10 protein-coding genes are annotated in these 15,354 nt (G+C 61.3%); 9 read left to right on the forward strand and 1 reads right to left on the reverse strand.

All coding sequences use genetic code 11. The annotated features are described in order from the left end of the window. Positions 1 to 101 precede the first annotated feature (101 nt). On the reverse strand, positions 102 to 1,442 hold the full coding sequence (locus tag IVB54_RS16170) for a type VI secretion system ImpA family N-terminal domain-containing protein (RefSeq protein ID WP_247362316.1): 1,341 nt from the start codon (positions 1,440 to 1,442) through the stop codon (positions 102 to 104). 321 nt (positions 1,443 to 1,763) lie between these two features. Here IVB54_RS16170 and tssI point away from each other — a divergent pair, with 321 nt between their 5' ends. From tssI to IVB54_RS16215, 9 genes are read left to right on the forward strand one after another with little or no spacing between them, the layout of a single operon-like run. After that, positions 1,764 to 3,632 (forward strand): type VI secretion system tip protein TssI/VgrG, encoded by a 1,869-nt coding sequence (gene tssI / locus IVB54_RS16175; RefSeq protein ID WP_018457631.1) that lies wholly within the window; start codon positions 1,764 to 1,766, stop codon positions 3,630 to 3,632. Between the two features lie 5 nt (positions 3,633 to 3,637). Then, positions 3,638 to 4,201: a hypothetical protein gene (locus IVB54_RS16180; protein WP_026233412.1), complete on the forward strand. Its 564-nt coding sequence runs from the start codon at positions 3,638 to 3,640 to the stop codon at positions 4,199 to 4,201. Positions 4,202 to 4,213: 12 nt separating this feature from the next. Next, complete coding sequence (tagH, locus tag IVB54_RS16185) at positions 4,214 to 5,584, forward strand: type VI secretion system-associated FHA domain protein TagH (RefSeq protein WP_018457629.1); 1,371 nt, start codon at positions 4,214 to 4,216, stop codon at positions 5,582 to 5,584. 48 nt (positions 5,585 to 5,632) lie between these two features. Further along, positions 5,633 to 6,970, forward strand: coding sequence for a type VI secretion system baseplate subunit TssK (gene tssK, locus IVB54_RS16190; protein ID WP_018457628.1), 1,338 nt, complete (start codon positions 5,633 to 5,635; stop codon positions 6,968 to 6,970). Then, a complete protein-coding gene (gene tssL, locus IVB54_RS16195) occupies positions 6,967 to 8,493 on the forward strand; it encodes a type VI secretion system protein TssL, long form (RefSeq protein ID WP_247362318.1) in 1,527 nt (508 codons plus the stop codon). Before tssK ends, tssL begins: the two co-directional genes overlap by 4 nt. A gap of 44 nt (positions 8,494 to 8,537) precedes the next feature. After that, positions 8,538 to 12,068: a type VI secretion system membrane subunit TssM gene (gene tssM / locus IVB54_RS16200; protein WP_247562914.1), complete on the forward strand. Its 3,531-nt coding sequence runs from the start codon at positions 8,538 to 8,540 to the stop codon at positions 12,066 to 12,068. Further along, on the forward strand, positions 12,065 to 12,766 hold the full coding sequence (gene tagF, locus IVB54_RS16205) for a type VI secretion system-associated protein TagF (protein WP_018457625.1): 702 nt from the start codon (positions 12,065 to 12,067) through the stop codon (positions 12,764 to 12,766). The genes tssM and tagF overlap by 4 nt, the downstream gene beginning before the upstream one ends. 6 nt (positions 12,767 to 12,772) lie before the next feature. Beyond that, positions 12,773 to 13,549, forward strand: coding sequence for a protein phosphatase 2C domain-containing protein (locus IVB54_RS16210; protein WP_085348552.1), 777 nt, complete (start codon positions 12,773 to 12,775; stop codon positions 13,547 to 13,549). Continuing rightward, on the forward strand, positions 13,546 to 15,354 hold the full coding sequence (locus IVB54_RS16215) for a serine/threonine-protein kinase (RefSeq protein WP_247362322.1): 1,809 nt from the start codon (positions 13,546 to 13,548) through the stop codon (positions 15,352 to 15,354). The genes IVB54_RS16210 and IVB54_RS16215 overlap by 4 nt, the downstream gene beginning before the upstream one ends.

Raw genomic sequence — 15,354 nt, forward strand, 5'->3', positions numbered from 1 at the left:
ATCAGAAGCCAAATTGCACGACGCAGATTGACTAAGGCGTCTCAACTTGCGGTCGGCAAAACATTCTTATGTCCAGTTAGTGCCTTCGAGAGAAAGGTGGTTCAATACGATTTGTCGATTGTCTTGAGAGCGCCCTCAGGAAGGACATCATTCAGAAGGCTGAGGAAATCCCGCTGTGCGAGGTCGCGCGCGCGATCGACCAAAAAGGGGATCGGGCTGGACGGCTCCGCGGTTCGGAAAAACGACGCCACCTTCGTCAGCAGACCCAAGGCCTGCGCTCTAGTTTCCACCGAAAAAACAATATCTTGGGCGCTCTCATCCGTCGTTGATGAGAGCGGGGTCGCGAGCTCCGCCATCCGTTCGATCGGCAGGTCGAAGACTTTGTCCCGCCCGATGTTGATGGCAGCGCTCTCCACGTGGGACGGCACCAGCATCCGCATCACTTCAATAAATGATTTGCCGACCATCTCCTGCGCTTGACGTACCAGCAACAGCGCCGGGTTGGATGGTTCCATTCGGGCAAAATAGGCGGCCGCTGCGCCGAGCGCTGCGGACGCCTGTGCAGATGAAGCAAACATCGTGGTTGCGTCCAACGGCACCTGCGTATCGAGGGGACCGGCATCTTCCGCAGTTGCGGCAATCGCCACCGGATCACGCAATGCGACAAGACCCGCAAGCCAGGCAGCCATGCCGTCAACCAAGCCGGAGAGCCTGTCGAGGCTGATAGGTTGCCCCGAATTCATCTTCTCACGCCAGGTCGCCTTGATACCTGCGATTTCAGCAGCGACCGCGGAGCACCGCGCGCTGATTGCCTTGAGAGTATCGAGATCCGTCTCGCTGACGATGCGCTCGATAGTCGCGAGATCGAGCCCGTCGGCGTCGGCATCGCCGGCGGGAATTTCGCCTTGCGCGATTTGATAGGCACGGTAGTGGAGGTTGCCGTGTCTGCGGTTCTCGATCAGGGGGAGGAACTGGAGCGGGTTGATCACGGTCGGAAACACGTCGATTGCTTCGACCGTGACGGCCCGAAGCGCGTAGTCGCCGTTCTCGCCCCTCGGATGTACCGCTTCCCACTGCTCGCGCAGCAGCAAGTTGGTCGCCCTCAGGCAGTTAAGAAAGCCGTCGAGATCGCGGTTGAGGATTGAAAACTTCGCGAGCAGCAGGTTTAGGCGCAGATCGCGGGTACGCGCCAGGAGGGGCTGTGCAGCGGCAAATTGGCCGGCAAAATCGACTGCCTTTGGATCGAAGCGTCCACGCTCCCCATTGGCATTGACGACCTCGAAGAACGACATTGGCAGCAGGGATTCCGCACCTGCGAAGAAGTTCAGATATTGGACGTCTCCGATGGCGTCGAGATCCGGTCCGCAGGGATCGTCAGCGGTAATGGGCAGCGTCAGGGAGGCGACATCAAGCATGCGAGGATCGTCCATCTGCTCGGTCACGGCCCCGCTGCCGAGCCGTGACGACTAAGGGATCGCGCGGGGCGCATGATCCGATTCTATACCTATGGGTCAGATGCCTGCTGATCTTGGTTCATTCCCGAAGATCATGCCATTTTCCCGTGAACCGGCAAGCTCTTGGAGCCGACTACTTGATGGCCGGGGTGGTTCTTTGGACGGCTGTCGTGAAACGTCAGGAGGCCAGCCCCGGGGCGGACTTGCCGGCACTGCCAATTGGCGGGGCAGGATTTCCGCGGATCTTGCATACGTCTGATCAGCTCTTTGCAGCGGGTCATTCGATCGAAGGAGGGAGTTTAAGCCCACATGGGCCAGCTTACTCAGGATACCCGCCTCTGCGAACTCAAGACGCCTCTTGGCAAGGACGTTCTGGTTTTTGCCGGATTCGAGGGCTCGGAAGGTCTCAGCGAACTGTTCGAGTATCGCATAGAGTGTCTCAGTGAGGATGCCGACCTCGACTTCGACCGAGCCATCGGTCAGCAATGCACGCTGACCATAAAGCTGCATGAAAAGGAGCGCGAGTTCAGTGGCATTCTGACAGAGGCCCAGTGGCTCGGGGTAAGGAACGACTATTTCAGCTACCGGATCGTGCTGAGGCCCTGGTTTTGGCTGTTGTCGCGGACCACCGATTGCCGGATCTTTCAGGACAAGAAAGCGCCCGACATCATCAAGGAGGTGTTCAACGAACGCGGCTTCACCGATTATGAATCCAAACTGACCGAAGAGGGGTCCTGTCCGAAGCTCGAATATTGCGTTCAGTACCGCGAGACTGACATGAATTTCGTGTGCCGGCTGATGGAACAGCACGGCATCTACTACTTCTTCAAACACGAGGGCGGCAAACATACGCTGGTGTTGGCGGATTCCAAATCGTCGCATAGCCCGATCAACGGTCTTGCTACGATTCCCTATATCCCGTTAACGGGGGCCGATCGTCGAGGCGAGCAGCATATCTACGAATGGGTCTCGGAGCGCCGGTTTCGAACCGGCAAGATCGAGCTTAACGACTACAACTATCAAAAGCCCAACGCGCAGATGATCAGCGACGCCAAGGGCTCCGAGCACTACACCCGGTCGGAGATGGAGTTTTACGACTATCCAGGGAAGTTCAAGGAAAAATCCGACGGCGAGCGCTACGCGAAGATCCAGCTCCAGGCCGAGCAGGCAATGGACCGAAGGCGCCGCGGCAACGGCGACGCCGTCAACCTGTTCCCCGGTGGGTTAACGAAGCTTGAAAAGCACTCCAAGGATTCGCAGAACGTGGAATATCTCGTGGTGCGAGCCACGCACTCGTTCTCGATCGAATCTTATCGCACCGGAGGTCCGAGCGACGCCGGGCAACACGTCTATTTCGGCAGCTACGAGTTTCTGCCGAGCGATCGGCCGTTTCGAGCGCCAATGACGACGCCGAAGCCAAGGATCAATGGCATCCAGACTGCCAAGGTAGTGACCAAAGACGACAATTCGAGCGAGGAAATCGACGTCGAGTCGCTCGGCGAAATCTATGTCCGCTTTTTCTGGGATCGCAAGAAGAAGCGGTCGTGCCGGTTGCGCGTCGCCCAGGTTTGGTCCGGCAAGCGCTGGGGCGGTCAGATCATTCCGCGTGTCGGACAGGAAGTCGTTGTCGAGTTCCTGGAAGGGGATCCGGACCGGCCCCTGGTGATTGGCACCGTGTACAACGACGAATACAAGCTGCCTTACGATCTGCCGTCGAAAAAGACGATTGGCGGCTTGAAGTCGGACTCCACCAAAGGTGGCGGCGGCTTCAACGAGTGGAGCTTCGAGGACAAGAAGGGGTCCGAGAAGATCACGGTGCATGCCGAGAAGGACCATGACGTGACGGTCCGGGACACCGAGACACGGACCATCGGCGAAGCTGCATTCGGCGGCGATACCCGCAAGACCACGCTCAAGAAAGGCAATGACAAACTCGATATCGAATTGGGCGGTCAACACATCACGCTGGCCATGGACCAGTCTGTCAATGCGGGCATCAGCATCACGCTCACGGCCAGCGCCAATATCACCCTGCAGGTTGGTCCCAGCCAGATTATCCTGACCCCGGCGGGCATCGTCATCAACGCGCCGACGATCGCCATGACAGCGCAGGCCGGCATGGCGCTTGCTGCCGGCGGTCCGCTGGTCGCTCACGGCACTCCAACTCTTGTCGGCTGACGATCATGGGGCAGGTTCGATTCGGAACGGTACAGGATCTGTTTCAGGCCTATCCGTTGGCGCGCTATGATGTCGGCAGAGCCGACGCTGACAAGCCTTCGCTGGATTTCCTTCAGGAGGCCGCCGACGCGTGCAATTGGCACCCGGCCGTGTCTTATTGTGCATACCTACTTCCAAGGCGTGTGGCAATTGGCTGGGGATGTCGCTCTCTGCGGCGGATGTTCGATCATTTCGATGCCAGCGATAGCAGGTCGCTCAATATTGTGGAGACCTGGGTCCGGCAACCGGACGAGCAGTCCCGGAACAAGGCGCTGGCTGTCGGCAATGCCAACGATCCTGAGCAGCCGGCAACGTGGCTGGCGCTGGCGGCCGGCTGGTCCGGCGGAAGCGTGGTTCCCCCGGAATTTGCGCCCGTGGAAGCCAAGCCAGATCAGGCCGCACGGGCGGTGCGTACAGCACTGCTGATTGGCCTCTGCCGGCTCCCTCGTGACTTCCGGGACCAGATAATGACGTCGTGCCTGGAGGATGGTATTCAATTGGCACGCGGCGAACCGCGCCCTCCGCGCTAACGAGACGATGTGATGGTGCTTCGCTTTAATATCGAGAACGAACCGAATCTTCCGGACGGCGGACCTGTGACGTTTACGGTCACCGGCAGGCGTTCGGTCGATATTGGCCGGGACCGTCACCTCGACTGGACGCTGCCGGATCCGGCGCGGACTATTTCCGGAAAGCATTGCGAGGTGCACTTTCGCGACGGTGGCTATTGGCTGCACGACGTCTCGACCAACGGCACCTTTCTCAATGGTGCCGACCAGCGCATGCGGGGGCCGCACCGCTTGCGCGACGGCGATCGGCTCACGATCGGCCACTACATCATCGGAGTTTCGCTGGAGGATGAGGCTGGCGGGCGTATCCCAAATCAAGCGGCGCAACTGCACGAACCCTCGGTCCAGCAGCATGCGGATTACGGAGAGCTTTGGACGGCCGATCGTGACGTTCCGCCGCCGATCGATCCGCAACTGTTGAAGAAGCCACGCGAGGCGGCGCGGCCCGTCAATCCGGGGTTCCTTGATTGGGCAGCGAGCGTGCCGGCGCCGGGTGTAGACCCATTTCGATGGTCATCGCCGACGTCTACGTCCCAACCGTCCGTGCAGGACGATGACATGAACTGGGCAGCCGGTCCGGTCACCGCGCCGAAACCGCAAGTCGAGCGCCCGCAAGCCATCCCGACTCCACGCCGGCCGTCGGTTTGGATCGATGATGAACCAGTCGCTGCCCAGCCGCCAACATCGCCATCGCACCCGCAGGTCGAGACGGCGCAAGCAGCAGACGAGCGACCTGTCGCGGCCAAGCCAGTCGGTGGTACCGAGTTCGCGCGACTGGTGGCGCGCGCTGCGGGATTGCCGGAGAATTTCTTCGCCAGCAAGTCCGATGCCGAACTCGCCGAACAGCTCGGCATCATCTTGCGTATGACCGTGGACAATCTGATGGCGCTGCTGCAAGCGCGAACCCAAGCCAAGCAGCTGACCCGTAGCACCAGCCAGACCACCGTCCAAGCCCTCGAAAATAATCCGCTGAAATTCTCGCCGACCTCGGAGGAAGCGATGCGCATTCTCTTTGGGCCGCCGACACGCAGCTATCTCGATGCACAGCGCGCCTTTGCACAGGGCTTCAGTGATCTCAAGTCACATCAGTTGAGAACCTATATGGCGATGCAGCACGCTGTCCATGAGCTGATTGCGGGCATAGATCCGACGCTGATGGCGCGCGAGCTCGAGCTTCAGCGTGGCGCAAGCTCCTGGCTCGGCACGAACAAGGGCAAACTCTGGGACGAGTTCTTGACGCGCTGGAAAGCGCATCTTGGCCGCGACAACAACGCCCCGATCGAAACCTTTATGTTGCTTTTCTCGAACTATTACGACCGCGGTGATAAGCCCGGCTCAAAGTAAACTCTCGGCGACCACGAGGTTGCCTACAATTTCTAAGTGGATATAGGAATGTCTTGGTACAGCAAGGTCTTCTGGTCGGAAGGTTTGTTTCTGCGGCCGCATCATCTGCAGCAGAACGACCGCTACATCGAACACTTGCTGGAAAAGCGCGTTCGCTACACGACACCATACCCTTGGGGCTTTGCCGAGCTAGAGATCGATAGGGATCTTACCGAACAGAGCAAATTCGCGGTGCGCAGTGCGTCCGGCCTCATGCCGGACGGTACGCCGTTCGATATCCCTGCGGACAGCCCAATACCCGAATCGATCGAGGTGCCGGAGACGGCTGCAGGCCAGATCGTCTGGCTGATGATGCCGGTCGCGGCGCCAAACACCCGCGAGGTCGACGAGGACCGCACCGACAGCGCCAGTCGTTATGTTCGCACTTCGGAAACCTTCATCGACTCGACCTCGGCGCTCCGCATCGAGGAAGAGATCGACATCGCTTATCCGCGCCTGTCTTTCGAACTGCGCAAGACGAGCAAGCCCGGATACATGGGCCTGGGCATCGCGCGCATTCTGGAGGTGCGCGACAAGAACATCCTGTTCGACGACAAGTTCGTGCCGCCGATGCTGGTCTGCGCCGCGCATCCGATCATCGATGGCTGGCTCAACCGCATCATCGGCTGGGTTGAGACTAAACTCGACGAGTTGGCGCGTTACGCCGTCGATCCGTCATCCGGTGGTGGGTTGCAGAGCGTCGACTATCTGGTCCTGCAAGTGCTGAACCGTACCATTCCCGTGCTGACTCATTTCCAGCGCTCCGGCAGCGTTCACCCGGAGCGCCTGTACGAGGAATTGCTGAGGTTCGCGGGTGAACTTGCGACGTTTTCCACGGCGGAACGGCGGGCGCGCAACTATCCGGCGTACAATCACGACGATCTCGAGAACGTCTTCACACCCTTGGTGAGCGACATCCAGGACTTCTTGAGCGCGCGGCTGGGTCGGCGGGCGATCCGCCTGGAGATCATCGAGCGCGCACAGAATGCGTTCGTATCGCCGATCCGCGATCGAGCGCTATTCCGAAATGCGACCCTGGTGCTGGAAGTTGCCGCACGGCGGCCGCTTGTGGAGATCCAGAACGATTTCCCGCACCTGTTCAAGGTCGGGCCGAACACAAAGATGAACGAGATCGTGCACGCAAACCTGCCGGGCCTCACGTTGGCGCATTTGCCGACGCCGCCGCCGCATATCCGGGCCATCACGGATCACGTCTATTTCTATCTCGACCGCAAGTCACCGCTGTGGCCCGAGTTCAGTACGGCTGCGTCGATCGGAATGCATTTTTCCGGCGACTGGCCCGAGCTTGAGCTGTATCTTTGGGCTATCCTGGAAGACAGGCCATGAGCGACAAGGACAAGCCGGTCAATCCTTTCGGGCGGGGCGAACGGACGATCATCCGTCCCAACCCCGGCGGGAAGTTGCCGCCGGCGCCGATCTCTCAACCTCCGCCGGGTGGGGGGCCCGCAGCACGCCCAGCCTATTCGCCATCACCCGTACCCTCTCCCGGCACGCCGGCCCCACCACCATCCTTTTCGCCCGTTCCACAGGGCTCGAACTACGCCTCCGCGCCGGCCAGCCATCCAGCCGAGGAATGGATTTCGACACCCGCGCAAGGCCAGGTGCCGCAACCCTTGATGCCGCCAGGGCCGCCGTTGCGCGTTGACGATCTGGTCGCGCCAAATGCCAATCCGGTGATGCGCGCTGCGGGCCCGTTGCTGCAACTGCTCGGTCGGTTGCGTGTGGCGCTCATGCGAGCGTCATTCGCCAGCCTGATGGAGCAGGTCGCAGACGCGATCAAATTCTTTGAGAAGGACATCCGTTCAGCGGGCATTTCCGAGCACCAGGCCAACACAGCAAAATACATCCTGTGTGCCACTGCTGACGATATCGTGCAGCACATCCCAACCGAAGAGCGTCACGTCTGGACGCAATATTCGATGCTGAGCCGGTTCTTCGGCGAGCGTGTCGGCGGCGTCCGTTTCTTTGAGATCCTCGACCATTTGAAGGTTGATCCACTGGTCAACTATCCGGTCCTCGAACTTCAGCACGCCTGCCTTGCGCTTGGTTTTCAGGGCATCCACCGGACGTCAGGGGGCGGACTTGCGAACCTGCAACTGATCCAGCGCAACCTCTATGAATTGCTGCGCCGGGTTAGACCGAAAACGATGAGCGACCTGTCGCCCAACTGGCGCGGGCAGGCGCTGGCGGGGCGCCGGCAGCGTCTGCGTGTTCCGGTTTGGCTCGTGGCAGCCGTGGTCGCCGCGCTGCTGACCGGGTCCTATTTCGTTCTGCGGACGCTCCTCGCTGGACGGGCAGAGAATGCTGCTGAGGTGGCGCTCGCGCTCCATCCGGCCGGTCCGATCGAACTCAAGCGTCAGGTCGTTGCACCACCCCCACCGCCGCCGCCTCCGCCGCCGCCGGATCGCATTACCCAGTTGCAACGCATCCGCAATGCACTCGCGAAGGAGAACACCGCCTGCGCCATGACGGCGGACCAGACCCCCAGCTTCATCGTGATCAGGGTCTGCGACCTGGCCTTGTTTGCGTCGGGCCAAGCGACCATCCTCGACGGCTTTAAGCCGATCGCTCTCCGCGTCGCAGCAACCCTCGACAAGGAGCCGGGACGGATCCGGGTCGTCGGCCATACTGACAGTTCGCCGATCCGCACAGTCCGCTTCCCGACCAATTTCGAGTTGTCGGTCGAGCGCGCCAAGGCGGTTGCCGCGGCACTGAAACCTGGCTTGAACGATGGTTCGCGCGTCGACGTCGAGGGCAAGGGAGCAGATGCGCCGATTGCCAACAACACAACGCCGGAGGGACGTGCCAAGAACCGGCGCGTCGAGATCTTTATCGAACGCAGCGAATAGGCACACACCGCCGGATCAGGTGGTTTTGCGACGGGTACGGTTAGATGCTTGCCAAGGACATTCTTCGCATCGTTCTCTACGGGGTCGGGCTCAGCTCGCTCGGAGCGGTGATCTATTTCGCCGGTCCCTTCATCGCATTCGGCGATTGGCGGCCGCTGGAGAACCATATCGTCCGGCAGATCGCTATTCTGCTGCTCACCACGGCCGTGGCAGGCATCGTTGGCCTCAATCTGTTCAAGCGGCGCAAGGGTGCCAAGGAGATTGCCGATGGTATCGCTGGTGCAGACCAGCCCGTCAGCGATGAACCAGTGCTCAAGGAGCGCATGAAGGATGCGCTCGCGACGCTGAAGACCGCCAGCGGCAACAAGTCGGGCTATCTCTACGATCTCCCCTGGTACGTCATCATCGGTCCGCCCGGCGCCGGCAAGACCACGGCGCTTGTCAATTCCGGGCTCAAATTTCCGCTCGCGCGCGGGGCAACGCCCGCGGCGATCGCAGGGGTCGGCGGTACCCGCTACTGCGATTGGTGGTTTACAGAGGAGGCGGTGCTGATCGATACCGCCGGCCGCTACACCACCCAGGACTCCAACAGCAAGGCCGACAAGGACAGCTGGCTGGCGTTCCTGGACATCCTGAAGAAAAGCCGGTCGCGCCAACCGATCAACGGCGTTCTTGTCGCCATCAGTATCGAAGACATCCTGACGCTGCCGAAGCAGGAGCTCGCACTTCATGCCGATGCCATCAGGATGCGCCTGCTCGAGCTGCATCAGAGACTCAAGGTCAGCTTCCCAGTCTACGCGCTATTTACCAAAGCGGATCTCGTTGCCGGCTTCACCGAGTATTTCGCCTATCTCGGGGAGGCCGGCCGCCGTCAAGTCTGGGGTGCCACGTTCCAGACCGCCGACAAGACCCAGAATCTGGTTGGGCAGATCCCGTTCGAGTTCGACCGTCTGCTGGAGCGCCTGAGCGAAGAGACGCTCGACCGTCTGCAGGACGAGCCGACGCCCCAGCACCGCGTGCAATTGTTCGGTTTTCCGGCACAGATGGCGCGGCTCAAGCCTCAGATCCACGATTTCCTCAACCTGATCTTCGAGCCGACGCGCTATCACGTGAACGCGAACCTGCGCGGATTCTACTTTACTTCGGGTACGCAGCAGGGCACGCCGATCGATCAATTGATCGGGTCGCTGGCGCGCACGTTCGGCGCTGAGGAAGTCGGTTCCGGATCCTATTCGGGCACGGGCAAGAGCTTCTTCCTTGCCGATCTGATTTCCAAGGTCATCATCGGCGAGGCCGACTGGGTCTCGACTGACCGTGCCGCGGTGCGCCGCGCGCTGGTCCTGAAGACCGCAGCCCTGTCATTGATCGGTCTGGTCTCGATCGGGCTGATCGCAGCTTGGCTGGTGAGCTACAAGCGGAACGCCGATTTGATCGAGCAAAGCCTGCAGGCGGATAGCGAGTATGCAACCGCCGGCGCGGCACTTATCAAGCAGACGTTGATTGCCGATCATGATCTCGACAAGGTGCTGCCGCTACTCTACCGGCTTCGCAACGCCCCGGCGGGCTACGGATCGCGCGGCGAATCGGTGCCTCTGTCGGCTCGCTACGGGCTCAGTCAGCGCGCCCGGCTGCTGTCGCCCTCGAAAGCGGCCTATCACACCGCGCTTGAACGCATGTTCCGACCGCGCCTGCTGTATCGCCTGGAAGAGCAGCTCAATGCGCGCATAAACGAGCCTGCCTTCGTCTATGAGGCGCTCAAGGTCTATCTGATGATCGGTGGCCTGCAGTCGCCGGATCGCGAGTTGATCCGCTCCTGGATGCAACGTGACTGGGCGGATAATCTCTATCCTGGCGCCACCAACGCAGAAGGGCGGCGTCTGCTCGACGAGAACCTCGTGGCAATGTTCGACCTCGAGACCGAACAGCCGCCCTTGGTCGAACTCGACGGCCGGTTGATCAAGCAGGCCCAGAACTCCTTGGCGCGCCTGAACGTGTCGCAACGAGCGTACGAGTTTCTGAAATCGGAGGCTCGCGCGTCGATCGCCGGCGACTGGATCGCCGGCCGCCATGGCGGACCCGACATGGGTGTCGTGTTCGAAACCACGACCGGGCAGCCTTTGGACGCCGTGCGGGTACCTGAGTTCTTCACGTATAACGGCTTCCATCAGAAGTTCGTCGCCCGGCTGTCCGGATTGTCTGAGCGGATGAAGCGGGAGCGATGGGTTTTGGGGGATGCCGGCCAGCAGTCGGCCATCAACCAGCAGTACGACAATCTGGCCGGCGATCTGCTCAGCATCTATTCAAACGATTTCGTGACGACCTGGCGAACGGCGCTCGGGAGCCTGCGCCTGAAGAAGCTGCTCGCCGACAAACCGAAATATGAGGTGCTTCGGGCGCTTTCGGCGCCGACCTCGCCGATGCGGCAAATTCTGGAGTCGGTGCGCGACGAGACGGTGCTGACCAAGGAACGGGCGAAGAGCGCTTCGGCGCCAGCTGCCGCATCGGCGCCAGCACTCTTCACGAATGCTCAGGATGGACCGCCTGGCACGATGATCGAAGCACAGTTCAAGCCTTACCACGCAGCGCTCGAAGGCGAGAGCACCCGCCGGCCAATCGACTCGACCGTCGCGAACCTGAACGACATCGCGCAGAACCTGACGCTGATCATCGAGAATCCCCAACTGACCGCACAAGCCACAGCTGCGCTCCAGAACCAGGTCGCAGCGCTCCGCAACAACGCCTCGCGCATGCCGCCGCCATTCTCCGATATGTTGCGAGCAGCAGCCGCGGAGTTCGAAGGTAGCATCGCGGCTTCAACCGCCGGACAAATCCTGCAAACGTTGCGCGATCAGGTCACGCCGGTCTGCCAACAGACCGTGACTAATCGCTACCCGTTTATCCGCGGCAGCGGCCAGGAAGTTCCGCTCGCGGATTTTGCCAAATTGTTCAGTCCGAATGGCGTTATGGACAGGTTCTTCACCCAGTACCTGGCACCTTATGCCGACACGTCGCGGTCGGACTGGGCTTGGCGAAAGGAGAGCCCCGTTGGTCGGTCGTTCTCGCCCGAGACGCTCAAACAATTCCAGAATGCGGCTTATATCCGGGATGCGTTCTTCCAGACGGGCGGCGGTGTGCCCGCCGTTTCATTCGCGATCCGACCCCCTGGGGCACCGGGACCAGGCGTGACAGTTAAGACCGAGATCGGTGGCACCACAATTGCGAGCCCAACCATTGCCGGATCGGCCCCTCCGTCCTTGTTCGGCGGGCCGCAACCTACGCCACCGCCACAGCCGCAGACCAACTCGCCGACTACTATCCTATGGCCGGGCCCAGCGCCGCGAACGGCAATTTCAGTCAGTAACGATACCGGCCCGCCATCCGTACTTGAGCGCATTGGTCCCTGGTCGTTGTTTCGGATGTTGGAGGCGGGCTCGTTAGTGGTGAAAGCGGAAACGGCCAGCGCGAGTTTCATCGTCGCCGGGCGCGAGCTCAACTATCAAATTTCGACCGGATCGTTGCGCAACCCGCTGAACCTGTCAGTGCTGCGCGAGTTTCGTTGCCCGACCGGGATATGACCATGCGTTGCGGGATATTCGGCAAAATCGGTGCGAAGCGCGATTTCATCGCGATCGCGACCCCGCGCAGCTTCCTGGAAGCCTGGGAGCCGTGGGTACAGGCTGCGCTGTCAGCAAGTCGCCACCAGCTTGGCCCAGGATGGCAACAGGCCTTTCTGACCGCGCCGGTCTGGCGGTTTTGGCTCGGCGCCGCGATCTGCGGCACGACAGTGGCGGGTGCGATCATGCCCTCGCTCGATGGGGTGGGGCGATACTATCCCTTGACCCTGCATGCGGTGACCGGCGAGGCCGTCTCGCTGCCGCCGCCGAGCATTGATCCGCAGGACGAATGGTTCGGGCAAGTGGAGGCGTTCCTGCTTTCGACCCTGGATCGGGCCGCAACCTTCGAGCAGATCTCCGATGCATTGGATCGGCTTTCGGTGCCACGACTGCAGGAGACCATCACCGGCGATCCGCCGGTCACGTCGCTTGGTACTGCGGCAATGGGGAGGGCTTCGGCGGTCGAAGCCTTCGCGGCGTCGTTTGCAGCACTTTGCGCTGCCAACCCACAGGTCTACGCCGCGGCTAGCTTCTGGTGGACCGCCGGAGGGGAAGGCTTCCCGCCAATGGCGCTGAGTTGTCGCGGATTGCCAGATCCGTTTCACTACGTCACGCTGCTGACCGGTGATCTCGGACCCGCGGCATCCGGGAATGGATGACGCGCGATGGTGCATATTCCGTCCTTGTTCGATGTTGGCAGCGTCACCCATGCCGGACGCGTGCGGGAGCGGAACGAGGATTCATGTTTGGTACGAACCGACGTTGGTCTGTGGGCGGTCGCCGACGGCATGGGGGGGCACGAGGCCGGTGATCTCGCCAGTCGCATCGTAGTGCAGTCGCTCGACGCTATCGCTACACCAGAATCAGCCGCAGACCTGCTGGCGGAATGCGAGGAGCGGCTTTTCAGCGCAAACCAGCAGATACTGGCGCTTAGTCATGAACGACAGGGTGCCACCGTCGGGACAACAGCGGCGGTTCTGCTCGTTCGCGATAACTACTATGCCTGCATATGGGCGGGTGACAGCCGGGTCTACCTTATTAGTCGCGGCGCAATTCGCCAGGTCTCGCATGATCACAGCGAACTGGAGGAGCTGATCGCAAAAGGTGCGCTGTCGCGCGAAGACGTGAATGATTGGCCGAGCAATGCCATTACGCGTGCCGTCGGTGTCGCCGATGATCCGGAATTCGAGGTGGTGACAGGCCCGGCCGAGCCAGAAGATATCTTCGTGATCTGCAGCGATGGCCTGACCAGGCACGTGCAGGACGACGAGATCCTGCAGCACGCGGCTACGCGACGCGCCCAGGCGGCTTGCGATGACATGCTCGCGCTGGCTCTTGATCGTGGCGGGCTTGACAATTTGACGATTGTGATCGTGCGACTACTGACGCCACGATCTCAGGGGACGACAAGATCTCCGCTCAATCGGGAGCCGCAACCATGAGTCCGAGCGATCCGTTCCGATCGTCCTATCACGGCGTGCCGCCCGGCACCCGTCTCAATGGCATTTACGAGATCGAAGCGATGATCGGCGCGGGCGGCATGGGTGAGGTCTACAAATGCCGTGAGATCCAGACTGGATCGCCTATTGCGGTGAAAATGCTACTGCCCGACGTGGTTGATAACGAGGCCGCGCTCGCGCTGTTCCGTCGAGAGGCCGCGGCACTCCACAATCTTCCGCACGACGCGATCGTTCGCTACTTCCTGTTTACCGTCGAGCCGGTGCTGCAGCGACCTTATCTCGCGATGGAGTTCGTGAATGGCCGCTCGCTCTCGAACATGCTCGATGATGGGCCGTTGACCTTCGAGGCGCTGATCAGGCTGAGGCAGCGTGTCGCATTGGGACTGGAGGCCGCACATGAGCACGGCATCATCCATCGCGACGTGTCTCCGGACAACATCATCATTCCGCTCGACGACGTCAGTCGGGCCAAGATCATCGACTTCGGCATCGCTCGGTCGACCCAAATGGGCGACAAAACCATCATCGGCTCGGGCTTCGCCGGCAAGGACAACTACGCATCGCCGGAGCAAGTAGGGTTGTACGGCAATGACGTGACTGCGAAATCCGATGTCTACAGCCTCGGTCTTGTGCTGTTCCATGCGCTGACCGGACAGAAACTCGACATGGGCGGCAGCCAATTTCAACTGGTGGAGAAGCGCCGGCGTGTGCCCGATCTCGGTGGTGTGGATATGCGCATCCGACCTTTGCTGGAGCGGATGCTGCAGCCTGATCCGGCATTGCGCCCCACTATGGGGGAGGTCGCCAGCTGGACGCCAACCGGTTCCGCCCAGACGCCGGCCGCGCCGTTATATGGCTTCGATCCGCTGCGGCGGCCGGAAAGCGCGTCGCCGGCGCCGCAGGACAGGATGCCGGAGATCGCGCGGAGTCCGCGCCGCCTCTGGCTGGGGGCGGGCGCCGCGGCATTGTTGCTGCTGGTCGGCGGTGGTGGATATGCCTTCTACAAGCTGGTTTGGTCAGCGCCAGGCACCGCGGTCTTGTCGCCACCCCCGAAACTCGCCGGAGCAATGGCGCCGCCGAAGGTCGAGCCCGCTGGACCACAGCCCGGACGCCAAGAGCCGGAGAAGTTGCCCGCGCAGCCGACGGCGACGCAGTCTCCGGCACTCGATGGGCCAGGGCGCGCCGAGCGCATCCGCAAATACGTGGCCCAATATTCCGGCGGTGACTGCTTCTTCGTGTTGCCGATTGCCGTGAGCCCAAATGCCGCTGTCATCGAAGGGTTCGGTGCCTCGACCGTCCCATTCGACACGTTCGACAAAGCGTTTCGGCGTGAGCAGGGTTTCGAGGCTTCGATCGGCGTCAGGCAAGTGACCCAGGCGCAATGCCCAGCCGTCAAGTTCTTGAGTCAGGTCGGGAGCGATCAGGCGCGAATGCCACGCATCACCTTGTCAGCGACAGAGCTGAAGGGCGGTGAAACCCTCAATGGGACCATCGAGAACTTTGCCAACCGCGTGGTGGAGCTCCTGATGGTATCTGATCGCGGCGAAGTTCAGAGCCTGTCTTATCTTCTGAAGCCGGGCATCGACTCACTTTCGTTTACGCTCCCGACAGCGCGCGCGAGCGGTCCGCAACTGCTATTGGTCGTGGCGGTCCCGCAGGTTCTCGACTCGTTGCGCCAGCCGCGACCGATCGCCGCCGACACGTTCTTCCTGCAGGCGCTAAGCGAGGCTCAGCGCAATAAGATGACTGTCATCGCGGCCGTGCGCTACGTGCTGCTCACCAATTGA

It is taken from the genome of Bradyrhizobium sp. CW1, from assembly GCF_023100665.1.
GTDB classification, from domain to species: Bacteria; Pseudomonadota; Alphaproteobacteria; order Rhizobiales; family Xanthobacteraceae; genus Bradyrhizobium; species Bradyrhizobium canariense_D.